We start from the raw sequence: 16,858 nt of genomic DNA, 5'->3' as shown, positions 1-16,858 counted from the left end.
TTCTATTGTATCTTTGTCAAGTACAGAGTACATAAAGGGTTGGTTTTGATAATTGTATGTTTCGCAACACAAATATCTGCAACCCTTTTTTATTTTTAAAAAAAGTTTAAATCATTTCTTTTTAAAACCTATTTTTTTTCAAAAAACATTAATGTTTTCAAAATCTTTTCTTAATATTGTTATGTAGTACATAATTACATAAATACATATTTAGTAGATAATTATAACCAAAACATCATTTATGAGAAAACTTTTACAACTCAAGATGCTAAAGCCATTATTGTTTGCAATACTGGTACTTTTAGGGACAGAGGTAGGTCGTGCCGCTATCGACTTAAATTTTTATTCAAATTACGAACCGAAATCGATTTCGGGAGTAGTTTACGATGCCACTACGGGGGAGACACTTCCAGGTGTAACAGTGAACATTAAAGGTTCTAGCTCTGGGACCATTAGTGATTTAGACGGCTATTTTCAAATTGAGGCTGAACCTGGATCTGTACTGGTATTTAGCTTTATTGGGTATGTAACCCAAGAAGTGATTATAAAGGATCAGACTTCATTATCCATTAATATGGAAACAGACATCGCATCACTAGAAGAGGTTGCGATTATTGGTTATGGTAAGGTAAAACGTTCTAACCTAACCGGATCTGTATCTACGATAAGTAGTGAGACGCTGGAACAAACCAATAAAGTAGATGCGGCTTCCTCAATTCAGGGACAGGTTGCGGGTGTTACCGTACAACGTACAGACAACAAGCCCGGTTCAGGTGGTTTCAACATTCGCGTTAGAGGTTCTAATACCATTAACTCCAGCTCGGGCAACGGAGGTTACAGTCCGGGACAAAACCCGTTATTTGTAGTAGACGGGATCTTTGTAGATGACATTTCATTTCTGAACCCTGCAGATATCGAACGTATGGATGTGCTTAAAGATGCTGCATCTGCCGCAATCTACGGTTCTCGCGGTACAAATGGGGTTGTAATTATACAAACCAAAAAAGGAAAAGAAGGCAAACTGAGTATACGTTATAACAACTATGTTGGTTTTAAAGAAATTTATAATCTGCCTCCTGTTTTTGATGGTAAAAGCTATATCCCATTCCTAAGAGATGTAGTGGTTGGTAACCAGTTTGCTGCTAATAAAGACGGTAACTTCAACCAGTATTCTGCTGATGCTGTTAATATTGAGGATTACCTAAGTGAAGAAGAGCTTCAAAACATCGCAAACGGTGTAAGTACAGATTGGGTTGATCTAATCACGCGCCACGGCTTTCAACAAAACCACACACTTGACTTAAGTGGCGGTTCTGAAAACACCATTTATGCAGCCGGTTTAGGCTATACCGAAGATAAAGGTACCGTATATGGTGAAGACTTTAAGCGTTATACCCTTAAAGGAAACATTCAGAGCAATCTTACCGATTGGCTGACTTTTGGCTACGACAACTACGTCACTCTAGCCACTACCAATGAAGGGAGTTTAGAAGCTTTTAGAAGCGCATATCGTCTTAAACCTATAGGAAGACCTTATGATGATAACGGTGACCTACTATTCTTACCTACTCAAAAAGAAACTCAGGTAAGTAACCCTATATTTGACACTCGAAACTGGACAAAGGAAAACAAATACATCAATTTTATTGGTAATATTTCGCTTAGTGTAAAACCATTTGAAGGACTAAGTATTACTACAAAATTTGCTCCTAACGTAAAATATACGCGTCTAGGTGAATACCGTGGTTTATATACAAAAAGTTCAATAGGAAACCAAAGCAGTACACGTGCGCAAGTTGATAACTATCTGGACTATTCCTATACGTGGGATAACATTGTTGACTATAACAAAGATATTGATGATAACAACAGCATCGCTGCAACCTTTGTATATTCCAGATTTTTACAGGAAAATGAGTCTTATGAAATTCAGATAAGAAATTTCTCTTCAGACGATTTCTTATTTTACAATCTTGGTGCAGGGTCTAACGTAAACTCTTACGGAAGCGGCTTTAGCAAGCAAACATTAGAGTCTTATACCGCTCGTCTAAACTACAATTTGATGGACCGTTATATCCTTACCCTAACAGGAAGATACGACGGAGCTTCTGTTCTATCAAAAGGTAATAAATGGGCCTTTTTCCCTTCAGCTTCATTGGCTTACCGCGTGATTCGTGAAAACTTTATGAGCTCTCAAAACGTATTTTCAGACCTAAAACTGCGTTTAAGTTACGGGCAAACCGGTAACAATGGTATTGGCGGCGGATTAAATCCTTTAGGAACCCTATCCCTTCTTAACTCCAGCTATACTAATCTTGGCGATGCCAGTGCACCTACACTATTTGTTTCTGGTCTTGCCAATCAGGACTTAAGCTGGGAGCGTACTTCTGAAGTAAACATAGGTCTCGATTTTGGCTTCTTTAACAATAGGTTAACCGGTAGTGTTGATGTATACAATCGTAATATCAATGACATTATATTCTTTAGACCTTTACCTACCGCAACTGGTTTTGGTGGAACCTTCGATAATATTGGAGAGTCTCGTAACCGTGGTATTGAAGTAGGTCTTAATGCAAAAATCATTAACAATGAAGACTTCAAATGGACCACTAATCTAAATTTCGCAAGTAATCATAATGAGATCGTTAACTTATATGGTAACAATGATGAAATCATTTTTGGTGCGCAGGGTGGTACCTTTATTCATAGAGTAGGAGAAGCTACCGGGTCACTGTATGGTTATAAATACGACGGAATATGGCAACTAGATGAGGCAGAAGAAGCCGCTAAGTATGGTCAAAAACCAGGACAGGTACGAGTGGTAGATATCAACGGTGACGGACAAATCACTGAACAAGAAGACCGTGCTGTACTAGGAAATCCACTTCCAAAATGGACCGGTGGTTTTACCAGTACGATGAATTACAAGAATTTTGATTTCTCATTCTTTGTCTATACCAGTCAGGGAATGACTATTCAGAGTAATTTCCACTCTTCACGTGCTTTCTCTTATGATGGTGAACCCGCACGTTTATGGAATGGTTATGACACCAATTACTGGACACCTACAAATCCTACAAATAATTGGTTTCAGCCCGGTAACGGTGGTCATTATCAACAAGCCATTAAATATATGGATGTGTCTTTCGTGAAAGTTGGCTTCATGACCTTAGGATATACCCTACCCGCTACCACGACAGAAAAATTAGGTATTAAAAAGCTACGCCTTTATACTACGGTTCAAAATCCGTTTACATTTTCAGATTATGACGGTTGGGATCCCGAAAATGCCGGTAGAAATACCTATGGCGCCGCATTTATGTCCCGTACTTATATGGCCGGCTTAAATTTTAGTTTCTAAAAAAATAAATACTATTATGAAAAAATCAATTTATACCTCATCACTAGCTTTACTACTTACCGGTATGCTGACTACAAGTTGTGACGACTTTCTTGAAGAAACAAACAGACAAGCTATTAGTATTCCATCTTCACGCGAAAATGCAGAAAGCTTTATACAACTTGTTAATTATATCTACGAGATATCTCGTGATAACACTACCCGATACCAGCCAGATATGCTCTATGTCCTTGAAGATCTAGGGACTGATATCGTAACCCGCGCTTCGCCTCTTACCGGTACAGATGCGATTAACGATTATGTAGATATGAATGCCTCAAACTACGTGATGCAAGTCTATTGGGCTAACCAGTATAAAACTATTTCTGCAGCAAATACGCTGCTTGCCAATGCAGATTTAATTGAGGATGTAGAACAAAGTCTAAAAAGTAGAGGAATTGGGGAAGCCAAATTCTTCAGAGCCTGGTCTTATTTTAAGCTGGTCGAAAACTTTGGCGGTGTACCTATTGTTACAGAACCTATCACCACAGCTAAATCTGATTTTACCCGAGCTTCTGAAGAAGAAGTGTATACTCTAATTGTTAATGACCTTAATGATGCCATCAATACTGTAGATGAAAAACCAGAAGAATATGGCAGGGTATCTAAAGATGCTGCCCGTCACCTGTTATCAAAGGTATTACTTACTCGTGGTTATAAATCTTTTGCTGCATCAGACGATTACATGCGTGCCATTTCTTTGGCCGAAGACGTAATTGCGAATCATCCGCTTGAACCTACTTTTGCAGATGTCGTAGACATCGAAAATCAACGTAACGACGAGGTGATATTTTCCTATCTTTTTGGTAGCGAAACTTCGAGCATAGGCTGGGGTAACACCAAACACTTACTGTATAAGTTTGAATATTTTAACTACCCCGGATTGGCACGTGGTACCTTATACCAAAACGGTATCGGCAGAATGCCTACTCCTTATTTCTTCGATATGTTTGAGGAAGAAGACACCCGTAATGAAGAGACGCTAAGATATGTTATCTATGCAGATGTTGCTGAAGATGGTCTTGAAGTGGGAGATACCGCCATTTATTTCCCAAAAACGGCCTGGAGTCAGGAACGCATAAATAGTAAACCTTATGCGGTGATTAATCCTGATAAATATATCACTAACGATGGGGTGACCAATGTTCATTGGCCTATGTTTAAGAAATTCGACAATCCTGGAGCCCCTTTTGTATATGCAGATCAACCTGCACTGGGATCGCGTGATATGGTCATGATGCGTAGTGCCGAAGCTTATCTTATCGCAGCCGAAGCTGCGCTGCAAACCGGTAATTCTGGAGATGCTGCAACCTATCTTAATAGGGTAAGGTCTCGTGCGGGTATCACCACAGCTCTTACTGCCGGGGATGTAAACATTGCACTTATCTTAGAAGAACGTGCTCGCGAATTAATAGGCGAAGTAAACCGATGGATGGATCTAAAACGTACCGGCACTCTGGTATCACGCGTTTTGCAATATAACCCGCACGCAGCACTTAATAGCGTGATTAGCGAGAAAAACCGTCTAAGACCTATACCACAGTCTGAGATTGATGCTTCCGGAAAATCAATAAGCCAAAACCCGGGTTACTAAAAACTAGAAAATCCGTCAATACTCAGGGCGAAGCCCAAATTGACGGATTTCTTATTCTATAATAGTATATTTTTAACTCAGTTTATTAAAATGTGGTGTAAGATGGTTGCGCATGTTTTCTCTAAATTCATAAGCAGTGCCAACTCGCAGCGTCTCCACAAGATCTTTATGCGAAATAGTACCCCGTACCGGTTTAGCGGCAGCCTTAGATTCCTGCTGCATCATATAATGAAAAACAGGCAAAAGCATCGACTGAAAACGATTCAAAGTACCATTACCAGACATCTTATAGAGATAGGAATGAAACTCAATCTCATAGGCCAAACGGGTTTTAAGATCGGTTTTACATAGCGGATCATTGGCCTCACGCTCTACTATTTCTTGCAAATTATTAATATCTGAATCTTTTTTTCTAATGAACAGTAATTCACTCATACCTACTTCAAGTACCAGGCGTAGCTCAAAAATGTGCTGCATGGCTTCCTCTCCTAAAAGATCAGGATCCATAATGCGCTCGATTCCGCTTAAAATATCTGGTTCGGCAATAATCATTCCCTTACGCTTTTTAGACTCTACAACACCTAGCATACGTAAACGGCTAAGGGACTCACGCACGATGTTACGACTTACCCCCAGGTTTTCAGCAAGTTCGATTTCTTTGGGTAACGAGTCTCCAGATTTAAAACGATTTTCTTTCAGAAACTCGAGAATGCGCTGTTCTACCTGTTCGACCAGTGAAACTGATTTAATGGGTTTAATTTTAGAAGCCATAGTAGTTTAATATTTAATAATTGCAAACTTCTGGTAAAACAAGTAAAACTTCAGACATTTAAAAAGTTATTTTAATACATATTTTAAATATATTGCTATTTAAAACATGTCCTACATATAAAATTAATGAATATAACGAATATACACGATTTTGGAGCTGTAAATGATGATGCTACCAATAATGCGATTTTTATTCAAAAGGCAATAGATCAATGTGCAAGATTTGGAGGTGGAAAAGTTATTATTCCCGCGGGCAAATCTTATTTATCAGGACCTTTTGAACTCAAATCAAATATTGAATTACACCTAGAGCACGGTGCAGTGCTCAAAGCCTACCCCGACGAAAGCGTGTATACCAAAAGTGCTTTTAGAAAAAATCAGGGTGAAGGCACCATTTGGATTGGAGGTGAAAACCTAAACCAGATTTCCATAACCGGTGGTGGCACTCTAGATGGCAATGGTATCTTTTTTATGGGAGAGGAATTACACGATTCCTACGAACTTAAACCCTTTGATACTATTGACCCCAGACCACATATACTCACATTGGTCTCTTGTAAAAATGTAAAAATACACGGGGTCACGGTAAGCAATGCAGCTTATTGGGCACTGCATTTTATAGGTTGCTACGATGTAGCTATAGAAAATATTTCGCTTTATAATGACCTTAAGGTACGCAACAGCGATGGTATTGATCTTGATCATTGCCAAAATGTACGTATTATTAATTGCCATATTGAATCTGGTGATGATTGTATCTGCCTTAAAAACAGAAGGGAATATGAAGAATTAGGCCCTTGTAGAAATATTGTAATTTCCAATTGCACTTTAATCAGTACCTCTTGTGCCATCAAGATAGGTTCTGAAAATATGGATGTCATCAGCCACGTCACCTTTAATAACTGCATCATTACAGGAAGTTGCCGCGGCATCGGTATTCAAAACCGAGATGAAGGAACCGTTTCAGACATCATATTTTCAAATATTATGGTTGAATGTAAACAGTTTTCTGAAGTGTGGTGGGGAATGGCAGAGCCTATTTACATAACCGCCTATCCTCGCGCTTCGCACGATCATAAAGATGCAGGCTGGCGATTAAAACCAGGAGCAAAAACAGCCGGTATTGGTAAGGTTTCTAACATCAGCTTTGCAAACATAAGATGCAAGAGCGAAAACGGTATTTTTCTAGGAGCAGCATCACCAGATTTGCTTGATAATATTCGGTTTAATGATGTTGACCTTGAAGTGTCTAAAACTACCGAATATCCCGGAGGTTATTACGACTGCAGACCCTGTAAAGATGATGATTTTATAGGTGAGCAAACCGCAGGGTTCTATATGGTGAATGCCAGCAATGTGCACATCTCAAACACCACTGTAAACTGGGGAACCCAAAAACCAGATTATTATGGCAACGCGCTTTATGCTGAAAATATAAATCCGCTGGTTCTCGAAAATTTTAATGGAACGGCGGCATTTGAGCACTTAGAAAGCATCGTTGAAAAAGGACAAACACAACTCGAAAAAATCTCAAATTAATTATGGTTTTTGGCTTATCATATCTGGATATTTTGGTACTGGTACTATACTTTGGTGGTATTGTTTATATCGGTATACGGTCTAGCCTTAAAATCAAAAAAGAAGAAGATTATTTTTTGGGCGGAAGAAAATTTGGGAAACTTTTCTCAACTTTCGCCAGCTTTGGGCAGGCAACTTCTGCTGATGGACCCGCAGGGGTAGCGACTACCACATTTAAAAACGGCGCTAGTGGTATCTGGAGCTCGCTTTTGATGCTTTTTGCCACTCCCCTGTTTTGGATTACAGCTCCGTGGCTGCGAAGGCTACGTATCACGACAATGGGCGATTTTTACGAACAGCGTTACGCTTCGCGAAAGATGGCTGCCACCTACGCCTTAGTAGGAACCATTGGGATGATGGGCTTGCTTTCGGTGGGTTATAAAGCCGTGACCACCACGGCCCTGGCAATGACTGGAAAGCCGGAAACCGCACTTACCGCAACCGAAAAGCTCGAAAAAGAAAAAGCAGATCGCCTTTTTGAACTTTCTAACGAAAACTTCACCTACCTCTCTCAGGCGGAGAAACAGGAATTAACTGAACTGAGACAGGAAAATCCACGAGCGCTCTTCAGTTATTTTTCTGAAGATGTACTTATCTGGACCATCTGTTTTATCGTGCTTTTTTACACCGCCCTTGGCGGACTCGAAGCTGCATTCTATACCGATTTGTTACAAGGCATTTTTATCATCCTGCTCTCCATTCTTCTAATTCCGTTTGCCTGGTCGGCAATTAATGAGCAATTTGGTGGCAACGGGATGATGCAGGCGCTTACCAACATGCACGAGCAATTACCTGAAAGTACTTTTGAGGTTTTTGGATCTCCTGCAACCTTAGATTTTACCTGGTATTTTATTATTATGGCAGCGTTAGTGTCAGGAATGACGGTTGTTGCCCAACCTAATCAACTGGTTACTGCAGGGGCTGCCAAAAACGAAGATGCGGCACGTACCGGCTTTGTAACCGGTACTTTTATGAAACGTATTGTGACCATATTATGGGGCATGGTGGGGCTCTGTGCCATTTTGCTCTACGGTGGTAAAATCATGAATTCCGATTTTGTATGGGGTCACGCCACAAATCAATTGCTCGCACCACTGGGAATAGGCCTGGTAGGACTTATGCTCGCCAGCTTGATGGCCGCTTTAATGTCTACGGCAGACTGCCTGATGATTACCGTTTCAGGGCTTGTGGTCAATAATTTTTATAAATACTTTTTTCCCGACAGATCTGCCAAACATTACATCTGGGCCGGTAGAATATCGGGCGCAATTTTTCTCATTGGGGCTGCGGTAATCACAACGCAGTTTGATACGATTCTTCAGATTTTAAAGTTTATCTGGGAGTTCTTTGTGGTGTTTGTGGCCGCATTCTGGCTGGGACTTAAATGGCGACGTGCCAACCGTATTGCAGCCTGGTGTTCAATCCTGCTTACCTTTCTGCTGTTTTACCTGATCCCAACGATCCTGCCGGTAGTCTTTCCGGCGATGCGTACCGATGAAAGCCTGACAAAGCTCACCGAATCACGCATCGTTACCCGAAATTACGAGGTAAAAGAAGTAGATCTTGAAAACCGGAAACACGATATCGCGCAATGGGAAAAACTTCCGCAAAGCGAAAAAGATGAAATCAAAAAACCGGAAGCACTTTCGCTGGGAGGTACTAACGCGGTAGACTATGCGATGCCGCAACAGGCTATATTCTGGTCTAAAGGAGTTTCAGTAACCAAAGCTGATGAGCGCTACGGCCGCGGCTACATTTATCTGGAATTGTACCTGCTCGACAGTCTGGGCTGGGATCTTTCCAGGAATCCCTATGCTTTAAACGAAACCATAAGACTCGGTATACGTTTGTTATTTCCATTTTTGGTACTCATCTTCATCGCTTTGGCAACAAAACCTGATCCCGACGAACATTTAAAGTTCTTCTACCAGAAGATGCGCACCCGGGCGATTGACAACAGTACCTTGAAAAATCAACCGGTTACCGAAAGGCTTTTGTTCCCCAACAGCAATTGGGAATTGTACACCTGGAATAGAAAAGACAGCACGGGCTTCCTGCTCGCCTGTCTTGTTGTTGTACTCATTATTGGTTTACTCTACCTGATGGTTTCCCTCGGGTCCTGATTAATGAATTGATAAAACGGAAATAGAAAACCGCAAAAAAATAAAAAAGAACTGTTTAACCTGAATTTATAGTTATGAAAGATAGCAATCAAAACGCGCAGCCGCTGGGCAGTCTTGACGAGTGGGAAGATGATGTGGTGCGCCGTTATCCTGAAGAGGCTCATAAAGCCAAGGAAGAATTTCGCAATTACGAAGCTCCGGCTCGTGATACGGTAAAAGAGTTTTACCGCATCAATCACATCAACCAGACTTATGATTTTGTCCTCGAAAAGAAAAACGACTTCCTCAAATTTAACCGTCGTGAGATGTCGCTTTGGGATGCAGTCGAATTTTTAAATACGCTTGTTGATGACTCTGACCCCGACATTGACCTCGATCAGACCCAACATTTACTCCAAACTTCAGAAGCTATTCGCGCAGACGGGCATCCCGATTGGTTTGTGCTAACCGGCTTCTTACACGATCTGGGTAAAGTATTGTGCCTTTTTGGCGAGCCGCAATGGGCCGTAGTAGGCGACACTTTCCCGGTAGGTTGCGCTTATTCAGACAAAATTGTGTATCACGAGTTTTTTAAACAGAACCCGGATTATACCAACGAAAATTTCAATACCAAATATGGTGTTTACAAGCCCAATTGCGGATTAGACAACGTACACATGTCCTGGGGTCACGATGAATACCTTTATCACATTATGAAAGACTATCTTCCCGAACCGGCTTTACATATGATACGTTATCACTCGTTTTATTCACAACACCGCGAAGGTGCTTACGATCACCTAATGAGTCCACACGATCACGAGATGTTTAAATGGGTTGAAAAATTCAATCCGTATGATTTGTATTCCAAGGCTCCCACTCCACCAAACGTAAAAGAACTGAGACCATATTATGAAGATTTAGCTGCCAAATTCTTACCGGACACGCTGAAGTTTTAGATTACATTTTTAAAATAGCACCTGTTATGATTCTTAAACCAAAATACCAATCGATCTTTAAGCTTGCCTGTTGCCTTTTTATACTTGCAGGACTTAACTCCTGTAAAAAAGAAACAGAAACAAAAGCCCATGCCAAGGAAGATACGCCGTATACAAGCCTGCTAAAAAGGGTGGTACCCGAGTATGCCGGCAATTTTATAATTGATTCGTTACCCGGTGCCGGCGATCAGGCTTTTGAAATTGCAGCTCAGGAGGGTAAAATCAGTTTAAAGGGAAATAACGGCGTGGCTATTGCTTCGGCCCTGTATTATTACATCAAAGAGTATGCGCACGGGCAGATCACCTGGAATGGTACCAACCTCAACTTCCCGGAAACTCTGCCCCTGCCTGAGCAACCTGTACGTAAAGAATCGCCTTACGAGTACCGCTATTACCTCAACTACTGTACCTTCAACTACTCGATGAGCTGGTGGAACTGGGAACGCTGGGAAAAGGAAATCGACTGGATGGCGCTTCATGGTATCAATATGCCTTTAGCCATAACCGGTGAAGAATACATCTGGGACGAAGTTTACAAATCCTACGGCTTTACCGATGAAGATCTCAAAGACTTTTTCAGCGGCCCTTCGTATTTCTCCTGGTTTTGGATGGGAAATCTGGACGGCTGGGGCGGTCCGCTTCCGCAAAGCTGGAAAGAAAGCCATCGCGATCTGCAGAAAAAGATTTTACAGCGCTCACGCGAACTGGGGATGAAGCCCGTGCTTCCGGCATTTACCGGTCACGTTCCGGCTTCTTTCAAAAAATTCTTCCCCGATGCCAATCTCAAAAAGACCAATTGGGGCAATGATTTTGGCGACACCTACATCCTGGATGCAGGCGATCCGCTTTTCGCAGAAATAGGAAAACGCTTTTTAGAAAAACAGGAAGAAGTCTTTGGTACAGATCACCTCTACACGGCAGATACCTTCAACGAAAACGAGCCACCTTCAGACGATCCGCAGTATTTGGGTGAGTTGAGCGAAAAGATTTTTGAAGGCATGAAAGCCGCTGATCCCGAGGCAACCTGGGTGATGCAGGGCTGGTTGTTTTACAGCCACAAAGACTTCTGGAAAACCCCTCAAATCAAAGGTTTGCTCAGCACTGTGCCTGATGATCGCATGATCATTCTCGATCTGGCTACCGAAATTGAACCGGTCTGGAAACAAACCGAAGCCTTCTACGGCAAACAATGGATCTGGAATATGCTGCACAATTTTGGCGGAAACATCAGTATGTTTGGCCGCATCGAGACTGTGGCACAGGAACCTGCAAAAGCTTTAAACGACAGCACTTCGGGTAATTTAAAAGGAATAGGTCTTACGATGGAAGCCATAGAGCAAAACCCGGTACTTTACGAACTGATGACCGATAATACCTGGCGCGACACGCCCATTGAACTCAAACCCTGGCTAAAGCAGTATACGCGTAACCGCTATGGTGCGGTAAACGACAGCATAATCAAAGCCTGGGATATTCTGGTAGAAACGGCTTACAACGGTACTACGATACGCGATGGCGCCGAGTCTATCATCGCTGCGCGTCCTACCTTTGAAGGATACCGCCGCTGGGCACGCACCAAGATGAACTACGATCCAGTTGACCTGCTGCCCGCCTGGGATTTATTTGTTGGCGCAAGTGATACCTTTAAAAATGCTGATGGTTTTGAATACGATCTTGTAGATCTTACCCGTCAGGTGCTGGCCAACTATGCGCTGCCCGTGCAGCAACAGATGGCTATCGCCTACCGCAATAATGATCAGGAAGCTTTTAAAAAGCATAGCGAAGAATTGTTGACGCTCATCAGCGATTTGGATAAATTACTTGCTACGCGAAAAGACTTCCTGCTGGGTCCCTGGATTGCTGATGCACGAAGCTGGGGCAACACACCTGAAGAAAAAGCCCTGTACGAGCGCAATGCGCGCGACCTCATCACGCTTTGGGGCGGTCCTGACAATCCGCTGCACGAGTATTCCTGCCGCCAGTGGAGCGGAGTACTTAACGATTTTTACAAACCACGCTGGCAACAATTCATCACCGATGTTCAAGCCGATTGGGGCAATTTTGATCAGGAAGCTTTTGACGAAAAAATCAAACAATGGGAATGGAAATGGGTCAATAAAGAAGAATCGTACCCCACTGAGCCCAAAGGTGACGCTTACCAAATAGCAAAAGCGCTTCACACCAAATACCGAAGCAAAATCACCCCGATCACGAAGATTATGCCGCCTATTGACTATAATTATTAATCCACTGCTTATGACCGTCAAAACTTCAGAACGCTTTTTATCGCTCGACGTATTTAGAGGGCTAACCATCGCCCTGATGATTTTGGTAAACACGCCGGGTACCGGTGCTGAGATGTACCCCTATTTGGTGCACGCGCAGTGGTTTGGGTTTACGCTGGCCGATTTAGTGTTCCCATCCTTCCTTTTTGCAGTGGGTAACGCGATGAGCTTTTCGATGCGCCGCTTTCAGGAGGCTGAACCTGCAGATTTTTGGAAAAAAGTACTGAAGCGCACCGCAATTATCTTTCTGCTGGGCTTTTTGATGTATTGGTTTCCGTTTTTTGAATACACTGATGGGCAACTGCAGTTATCCCCATTTTCTGAAACCCGGGTTATGGGCGTTTTGCAGCGCATTGCCTTATGTTACTTTTTTGGTGCGGTGATGGTACGGTATTTTTCGGTCAAAGCTATTTTCATAGCCTGTGTCGTAATGCTCCTCGCCTACTGGGGAATTCTCTATGCTTTTGGTGAACCGGGAGCCGAACTCGACATGGCAACCAATGCCGCTGCTAAATTTGACTTAGCCATTTTGGGCGAAGGCCATATCTACAAAAAAGACGCAATTCCCTTTGATCCGGAAGGTATTTTGAGCACCCTGCCCAGTATTGTAAATGTACTTGCCGGTTACCTCGCCGGTGTGTTTATCAGACGTAAGGGAAAAACCTACGAGACCATTGCCAAACTGATGCTGGCCGGTTTTATCGTTTTTGCTTTAGCCGAATGGTGGGGCTTAATTTTCCCCATTTCCAAAAAATTGTGGACAAGTCCCTTTGCGATGCTAACCATAGGCCTTAACCTTTCTATGCTGGCTGCACTCATCTTTGCGGTAGAATTAAAAAACATCAAATTTGGTAGCGATTTTTTCAACACCTTCGGAAAGAATCCGCTGGTGATTTACCTGTTTTCTGAACTCTTCTACATCACGCTACGCCTCATTCCGGTGAATGAAAATCAGGATGCTTTTGAATGGGTAAGTGAAGAAATCTTTCAGCGCATCTTACCAGGATCTTTCGGGGCACTGATAACCGCTACTGTCTTTATGCTCCTGTGCTGGGCTTTGGGCTACTGGATGGACAAAAAGAAAATCTACGTCAAAATATAATTTCATTCCGAAGAAAAGATCAATATCTTTAAAACTACTTTTTAAACACTAACTCTAAACATGAAATTTTTCTTTCGCTTCTCTCATTTTATAGTCCTTTTAGTTTTAATAAATTTTTCCTGTAAAAAAGAAGAAACTCAAAATCCCGAATTAGCCAAAGCTGAAATACCCGAGCTTTGGTACGATGCCCCTGCCCATGAATGGGTTGAAGCCCTTCCGCTGGGGAATGGTAAAATAGGCGCAATGGTTTTTGGGCGTGTAAGTGATGAACTGATTCAGCTTAATGAAAGTTCGCTGTACAGCGGTGGCCCCGTACCACAAAGCATCAATCCCGATGCTTCTAAATATTTAGAACCTTTACGCGAAGCCATTTTTGCCAAAGATTATGAGGAGGCGACACTTTTGGCTAAAAAGATGCAGGGTTATTATACCCAATCTTATATGCCCATGGGCGATTTGTTGTTACATCAGGAGCTGAAAAATGATTCGGTTCAAAACTACAAACGCACATTGAACATAGCCGAAGCCATTACCACAACAGCATTTGAAGCTGATGGCGTCAACTATACCCGCGAGTTTTTTACTTCGGCACCTGATAATGTGTTGGTACTGAAACTTACGGCAGATGCTGCTAAGGCTTTAAACCTAAATCTTTCCGCAGAAAGCCAGCTGCGTTCTGAAGTTTCGGTGACCGAAGATCAGGAACTGGTGGTTAACGGCAAGGCTCCGGCAAACGTAAATCCCAATTATTACAATCCCGAAGGTGTAGAACCTATAACTTACGAAGATCCTGAAGGCTGCGACGGAATGCGTTTTCAATACCGCATCAAGGTACTTAATACCGATGGAAAACTAAGTGCGGAAAATAACAGTCTGGCAATCACAGATGCTTCCGAAGTGGTGATTCTGCTTACCGCTGCGACCAGCTTTAACGGTTTTGACAAATGCCCGGATAAAGACGGACTCGACGAAGCAAAACTTGCGAATGAATTAATCCAGTCGGCTTCGGCCAAGACCTTTGATCAACTGAAATCTGATCACATTGCTGATTTTTCTTCATACATGAATAGAGTTGCCCTTGATTTGGGTACAACTCCAAAAGAAAACTTACATCAGCCTACAGATATCCGTTTAAAGGCTCATTCTAAAGGGACTAATGATCCTGAGTTGGAAGCGATGTATTTTCAGTACGGCAGGTATTTACTCGTTTCTTCCTCAAGGCCTGACGGAATCGCAGCTAACCTACAAGGTATTTGGAACAAAGAAATGCGTCCGCCGTGGAGTTCTAATTACACCACAAATATTAATGCGGAAATGAATTACTGGCCTGCAGAAACTACCAATTTGAGCGAAATGCACCAGCCATTTTTGGACTATATTCAAAATGCTTCGGTTACCGGAAGCCTTGTGGCTAAAGAGTTTTACGATGCAGACGGCTGGGTGTTGCATCACAATTCAGACATCTGGGCGACGGCAAACCCGGTGGGTGACCGCGGCGATGGCGACCCGTTGTGGGCCAACTGGTATATGGGTGGTAACTGGTTGACGCTGCATTTGTGGGAGCACTATGCATTTACTCAGGACGCGGATTATCTTGCCAAAGTATACCCTGTAATGAAAGAAGCAGCCTTGTTTACTTTAGACTGGCTGGTAGAACGCGACGGGCAATTGACTACAGCACCTTCTACCTCTCCTGAAAACCTCTTTTTGGTAGACGGTAAAGGCTATGCGGTTACCGAAGGAGCGACTATGGACATAGCCATCATTCGGGAATTATTGAAAAATACCATTAAAGCTTCTGAAGTATTGGGAACTGACACTGAGTTCAGAGAAAAGCTTGTCGCTGCTCAGGAGCGTTTGATTCCATATCAAATAGGCTCTAAAGGCCAGTTACAGGAATGGAATCTGGACTTTGAAGAAGAAGATCCGCATCATCGTCACGTCTCGCATTTGTTTGGACTGCATCCCGGAACCTCCATTTCGCCACTCACCACTCCGGAGCTCGCAGCAGCTACAGAAAAAACTTTTGAACTTCGCGGCGACGAAGGTACCGGCTGGAGCAAAGCCTGGAAAATCAATTTTGCTGCCCGCTTGCTGGATGGCGATCACGCGTATAAGATGATCCGCGAATTGATGCAGTATGTTGATCCGTACTCCAAAGAGCATAAGGGCGGTACCTACCCAAATTTGTTTGATGCGCATCCCCCGTTTCAGATCGACGGGAATTTTGGAGCTACTGCCGGCATAGCCGAAATGCTGTTGCAAAGTCATCTGGGTGAATTGCACCTGCTTCCCGCTCTGCCCGGTGCCTGGGAAAACGGTTCTGTAAAAGGTCTTAAAGCCCGTGGAAACTTTGAAGTAGCTATCGAATGGAAAGAGAACAAGCTCAATTCTGCAACAATAGGTTCAGAGTCCGGTGGAACTCTAATACTCCGTACTGCTCAACCTATTCAGGTGGAAGGAGTTTCCGCTGAAAGTCAAAAAGAAGGGGCTTATTACCTTACTCAAATCGAAACAAGGGCCGGGGAAATCTACAGGATTTCAGCACCATAAAAAATTAGTAATTAGCCAAAGAAAAAGGCTGGAGTAGCTACCTTTATTGGTACATAAAATTTAAGACCGTTTGTTACCAAACAAATATCTTAGAAACATAAAAAAACGCTATTATAGCCCCGAATTAAAGGAGCAGGCAGTACGATTAAGTTACCAGCGGGACAACATAAAAGAGCTAGCAGATGAACTGGGCATAGAGGTCCAAAGGATCTACAAATGGCGCAAGGCAGCTAAAACAGCTACATTGCCTAAGCCTGAAAAATCAATATCCGATGCTACTTTAGAGCTTAAAAGACTTCGCAAAGCTCTTAAAGAAAAGGAACTTGAACTTGAAATATTAAAAAAGGCGATTGTCATCCCAGCCTGCCGGCTGGCAGGTTCTCCAAGAGCGATGGGAAATCTATGGATTTATAGCCAGCTATAAACATTTATATCCGATAGAGAGGATGTGCAGGGTTTTTAAAATAAGTAGGAG

At 42.5% G+C, this 16,858-nt stretch carries 10 protein-coding genes; 9 read left to right on the top strand and 1 reads right to left on the bottom strand.

Going from position 1 to position 16,858, the window contains the following annotated elements; translation table 11 throughout:
* Positions 1-241 precede the first annotated feature (241 nt).
* Together L1967_RS20985 and L1967_RS20980 are read left to right on the top strand one after the other, a co-directional pair.
* A complete protein-coding gene (locus L1967_RS20985; protein WP_249603462.1) occupies positions 242-3,361 on the top strand; it encodes a SusC/RagA family TonB-linked outer membrane protein in 3,120 nt (1,039 codons plus the stop codon).
* A gap of 16 nt (positions 3,362-3,377) precedes the next feature.
* Complete coding sequence (locus L1967_RS20980; RefSeq protein WP_249603461.1) at positions 3,378-4,994, top strand: RagB/SusD family nutrient uptake outer membrane protein; 1,617 nt, start codon at positions 3,378-3,380, stop codon at positions 4,992-4,994.
* 72 nt (positions 4,995-5,066) lie between these two features.
* Here L1967_RS20980 and L1967_RS20975 read toward each other — a convergent pair whose 3' ends face one another.
* The gene (locus L1967_RS20975; RefSeq protein ID WP_249603460.1) at positions 5,067-5,765 is read right to left on the bottom strand and encodes a FadR/GntR family transcriptional regulator; all 699 of its coding nucleotides are present in this window, start codon (positions 5,763-5,765) and stop codon (positions 5,067-5,069) included.
* Positions 5,766-5,891: 126 nt separating this feature from the next.
* On the opposite strand from L1967_RS20975, the gene L1967_RS20970 reads away from it, so the two are divergent.
* The 7 genes from L1967_RS20970 to L1967_RS20940 all read left to right on the top strand — a co-directional run bounded on the left by L1967_RS20970 (position 5,892) and on the right by L1967_RS20940 (position 16,807).
* Entirely contained in the window at positions 5,892-7,304 is a 1,413-nt protein-coding gene (locus L1967_RS20970) for a glycoside hydrolase family 28 protein (RefSeq protein WP_249603459.1), read from the top strand.
* A 2-nt stretch (positions 7,305-7,306) separates the two neighbouring features.
* Positions 7,307-9,466 carry a sodium:solute symporter family protein gene (locus L1967_RS20965; RefSeq protein WP_249603458.1) on the top strand — a complete coding sequence of 720 codons (2,160 nt, stop codon included), beginning with the start codon at positions 7,307-7,309 and terminating at the stop codon, positions 9,464-9,466.
* A gap of 74 nt (positions 9,467-9,540) precedes the next feature.
* Positions 9,541-10,404, top strand: a complete 864-nt coding sequence (locus tag L1967_RS20960; protein ID WP_249603457.1) for an inositol oxygenase — start codon at positions 9,541-9,543, stop codon at positions 10,402-10,404.
* 26 nt (positions 10,405-10,430) lie between these two features.
* Positions 10,431-12,689 carry an alpha-N-acetylglucosaminidase gene (locus L1967_RS20955; RefSeq protein WP_249603456.1) on the top strand — a complete coding sequence of 753 codons (2,259 nt, stop codon included), beginning with the start codon at positions 10,431-10,433 and terminating at the stop codon, positions 12,687-12,689.
* Between the two features lie 10 nt (positions 12,690-12,699).
* Positions 12,700-13,830 carry an acyltransferase family protein gene (locus L1967_RS20950; protein WP_249603455.1) on the top strand — a complete coding sequence of 377 codons (1,131 nt, stop codon included), beginning with the start codon at positions 12,700-12,702 and terminating at the stop codon, positions 13,828-13,830.
* A 60-nt stretch (positions 13,831-13,890) separates the two neighbouring features.
* Entirely contained in the window at positions 13,891-16,383 is a 2,493-nt protein-coding gene (locus L1967_RS20945) for a glycoside hydrolase family 95 protein (RefSeq protein WP_249603454.1), read from the top strand.
* A 70-nt stretch (positions 16,384-16,453) separates the two neighbouring features.
* On the top strand, positions 16,454-16,807 hold the full coding sequence (locus tag L1967_RS20940) for a transposase (protein WP_249603453.1): 354 nt from the start codon (positions 16,454-16,456) through the stop codon (positions 16,805-16,807).
* The last annotated feature ends 51 nt before the right edge of the window (positions 16,808-16,858 follow it).

This window comes from Zunongwangia pacifica (assembly GCF_023499215.1).
GTDB classification, from domain to species: Bacteria; Bacteroidota; Bacteroidia; order Flavobacteriales; family Flavobacteriaceae; genus Zunongwangia; species Zunongwangia pacifica.
The sequence above is the reverse complement of the archived record's forward strand: the minus strand, read 5'-3'. Positions and strand labels throughout refer to the sequence as shown.

Excerpts from the sequence above, each read along its gene's own strand:
- L1967_RS20955 (WP_249603456.1), top strand. The coding sequence starts at position 10,431 with ATGATTCTTAAACCAAAATACCAATCGATCTTTAAGCTTGCCTGTTGC.
- L1967_RS20970 (WP_249603459.1), top strand. The coding sequence starts at position 5,892 with ATGAATATAACGAATATACACGATTTTGGAGCTGTAAATGATGATGCT.
- L1967_RS20965 (WP_249603458.1), top strand. The coding sequence starts at position 7,307 with ATGGTTTTTGGCTTATCATATCTGGATATTTTGGTACTGGTACTATAC.
- L1967_RS20985 (WP_249603462.1), top strand. The coding sequence starts at position 242 with ATGAGAAAACTTTTACAACTCAAGATGCTAAAGCCATTATTGTTTGCA.
- L1967_RS20960 (WP_249603457.1), top strand. The coding sequence starts at position 9,541 with ATGAAAGATAGCAATCAAAACGCGCAGCCGCTGGGCAGTCTTGACGAG.
- L1967_RS20975 (WP_249603460.1), bottom strand. The coding sequence starts at position 5,765 with ATGGCTTCTAAAATTAAACCCATTAAATCAGTTTCACTGGTCGAACAG.
- L1967_RS20945 (WP_249603454.1), top strand. The coding sequence starts at position 13,891 with ATGAAATTTTTCTTTCGCTTCTCTCATTTTATAGTCCTTTTAGTTTTA.
- L1967_RS20980 (WP_249603461.1), top strand. The coding sequence starts at position 3,378 with ATGAAAAAATCAATTTATACCTCATCACTAGCTTTACTACTTACCGGT.
- L1967_RS20950 (WP_249603455.1), top strand. The coding sequence starts at position 12,700 with ATGACCGTCAAAACTTCAGAACGCTTTTTATCGCTCGACGTATTTAGA.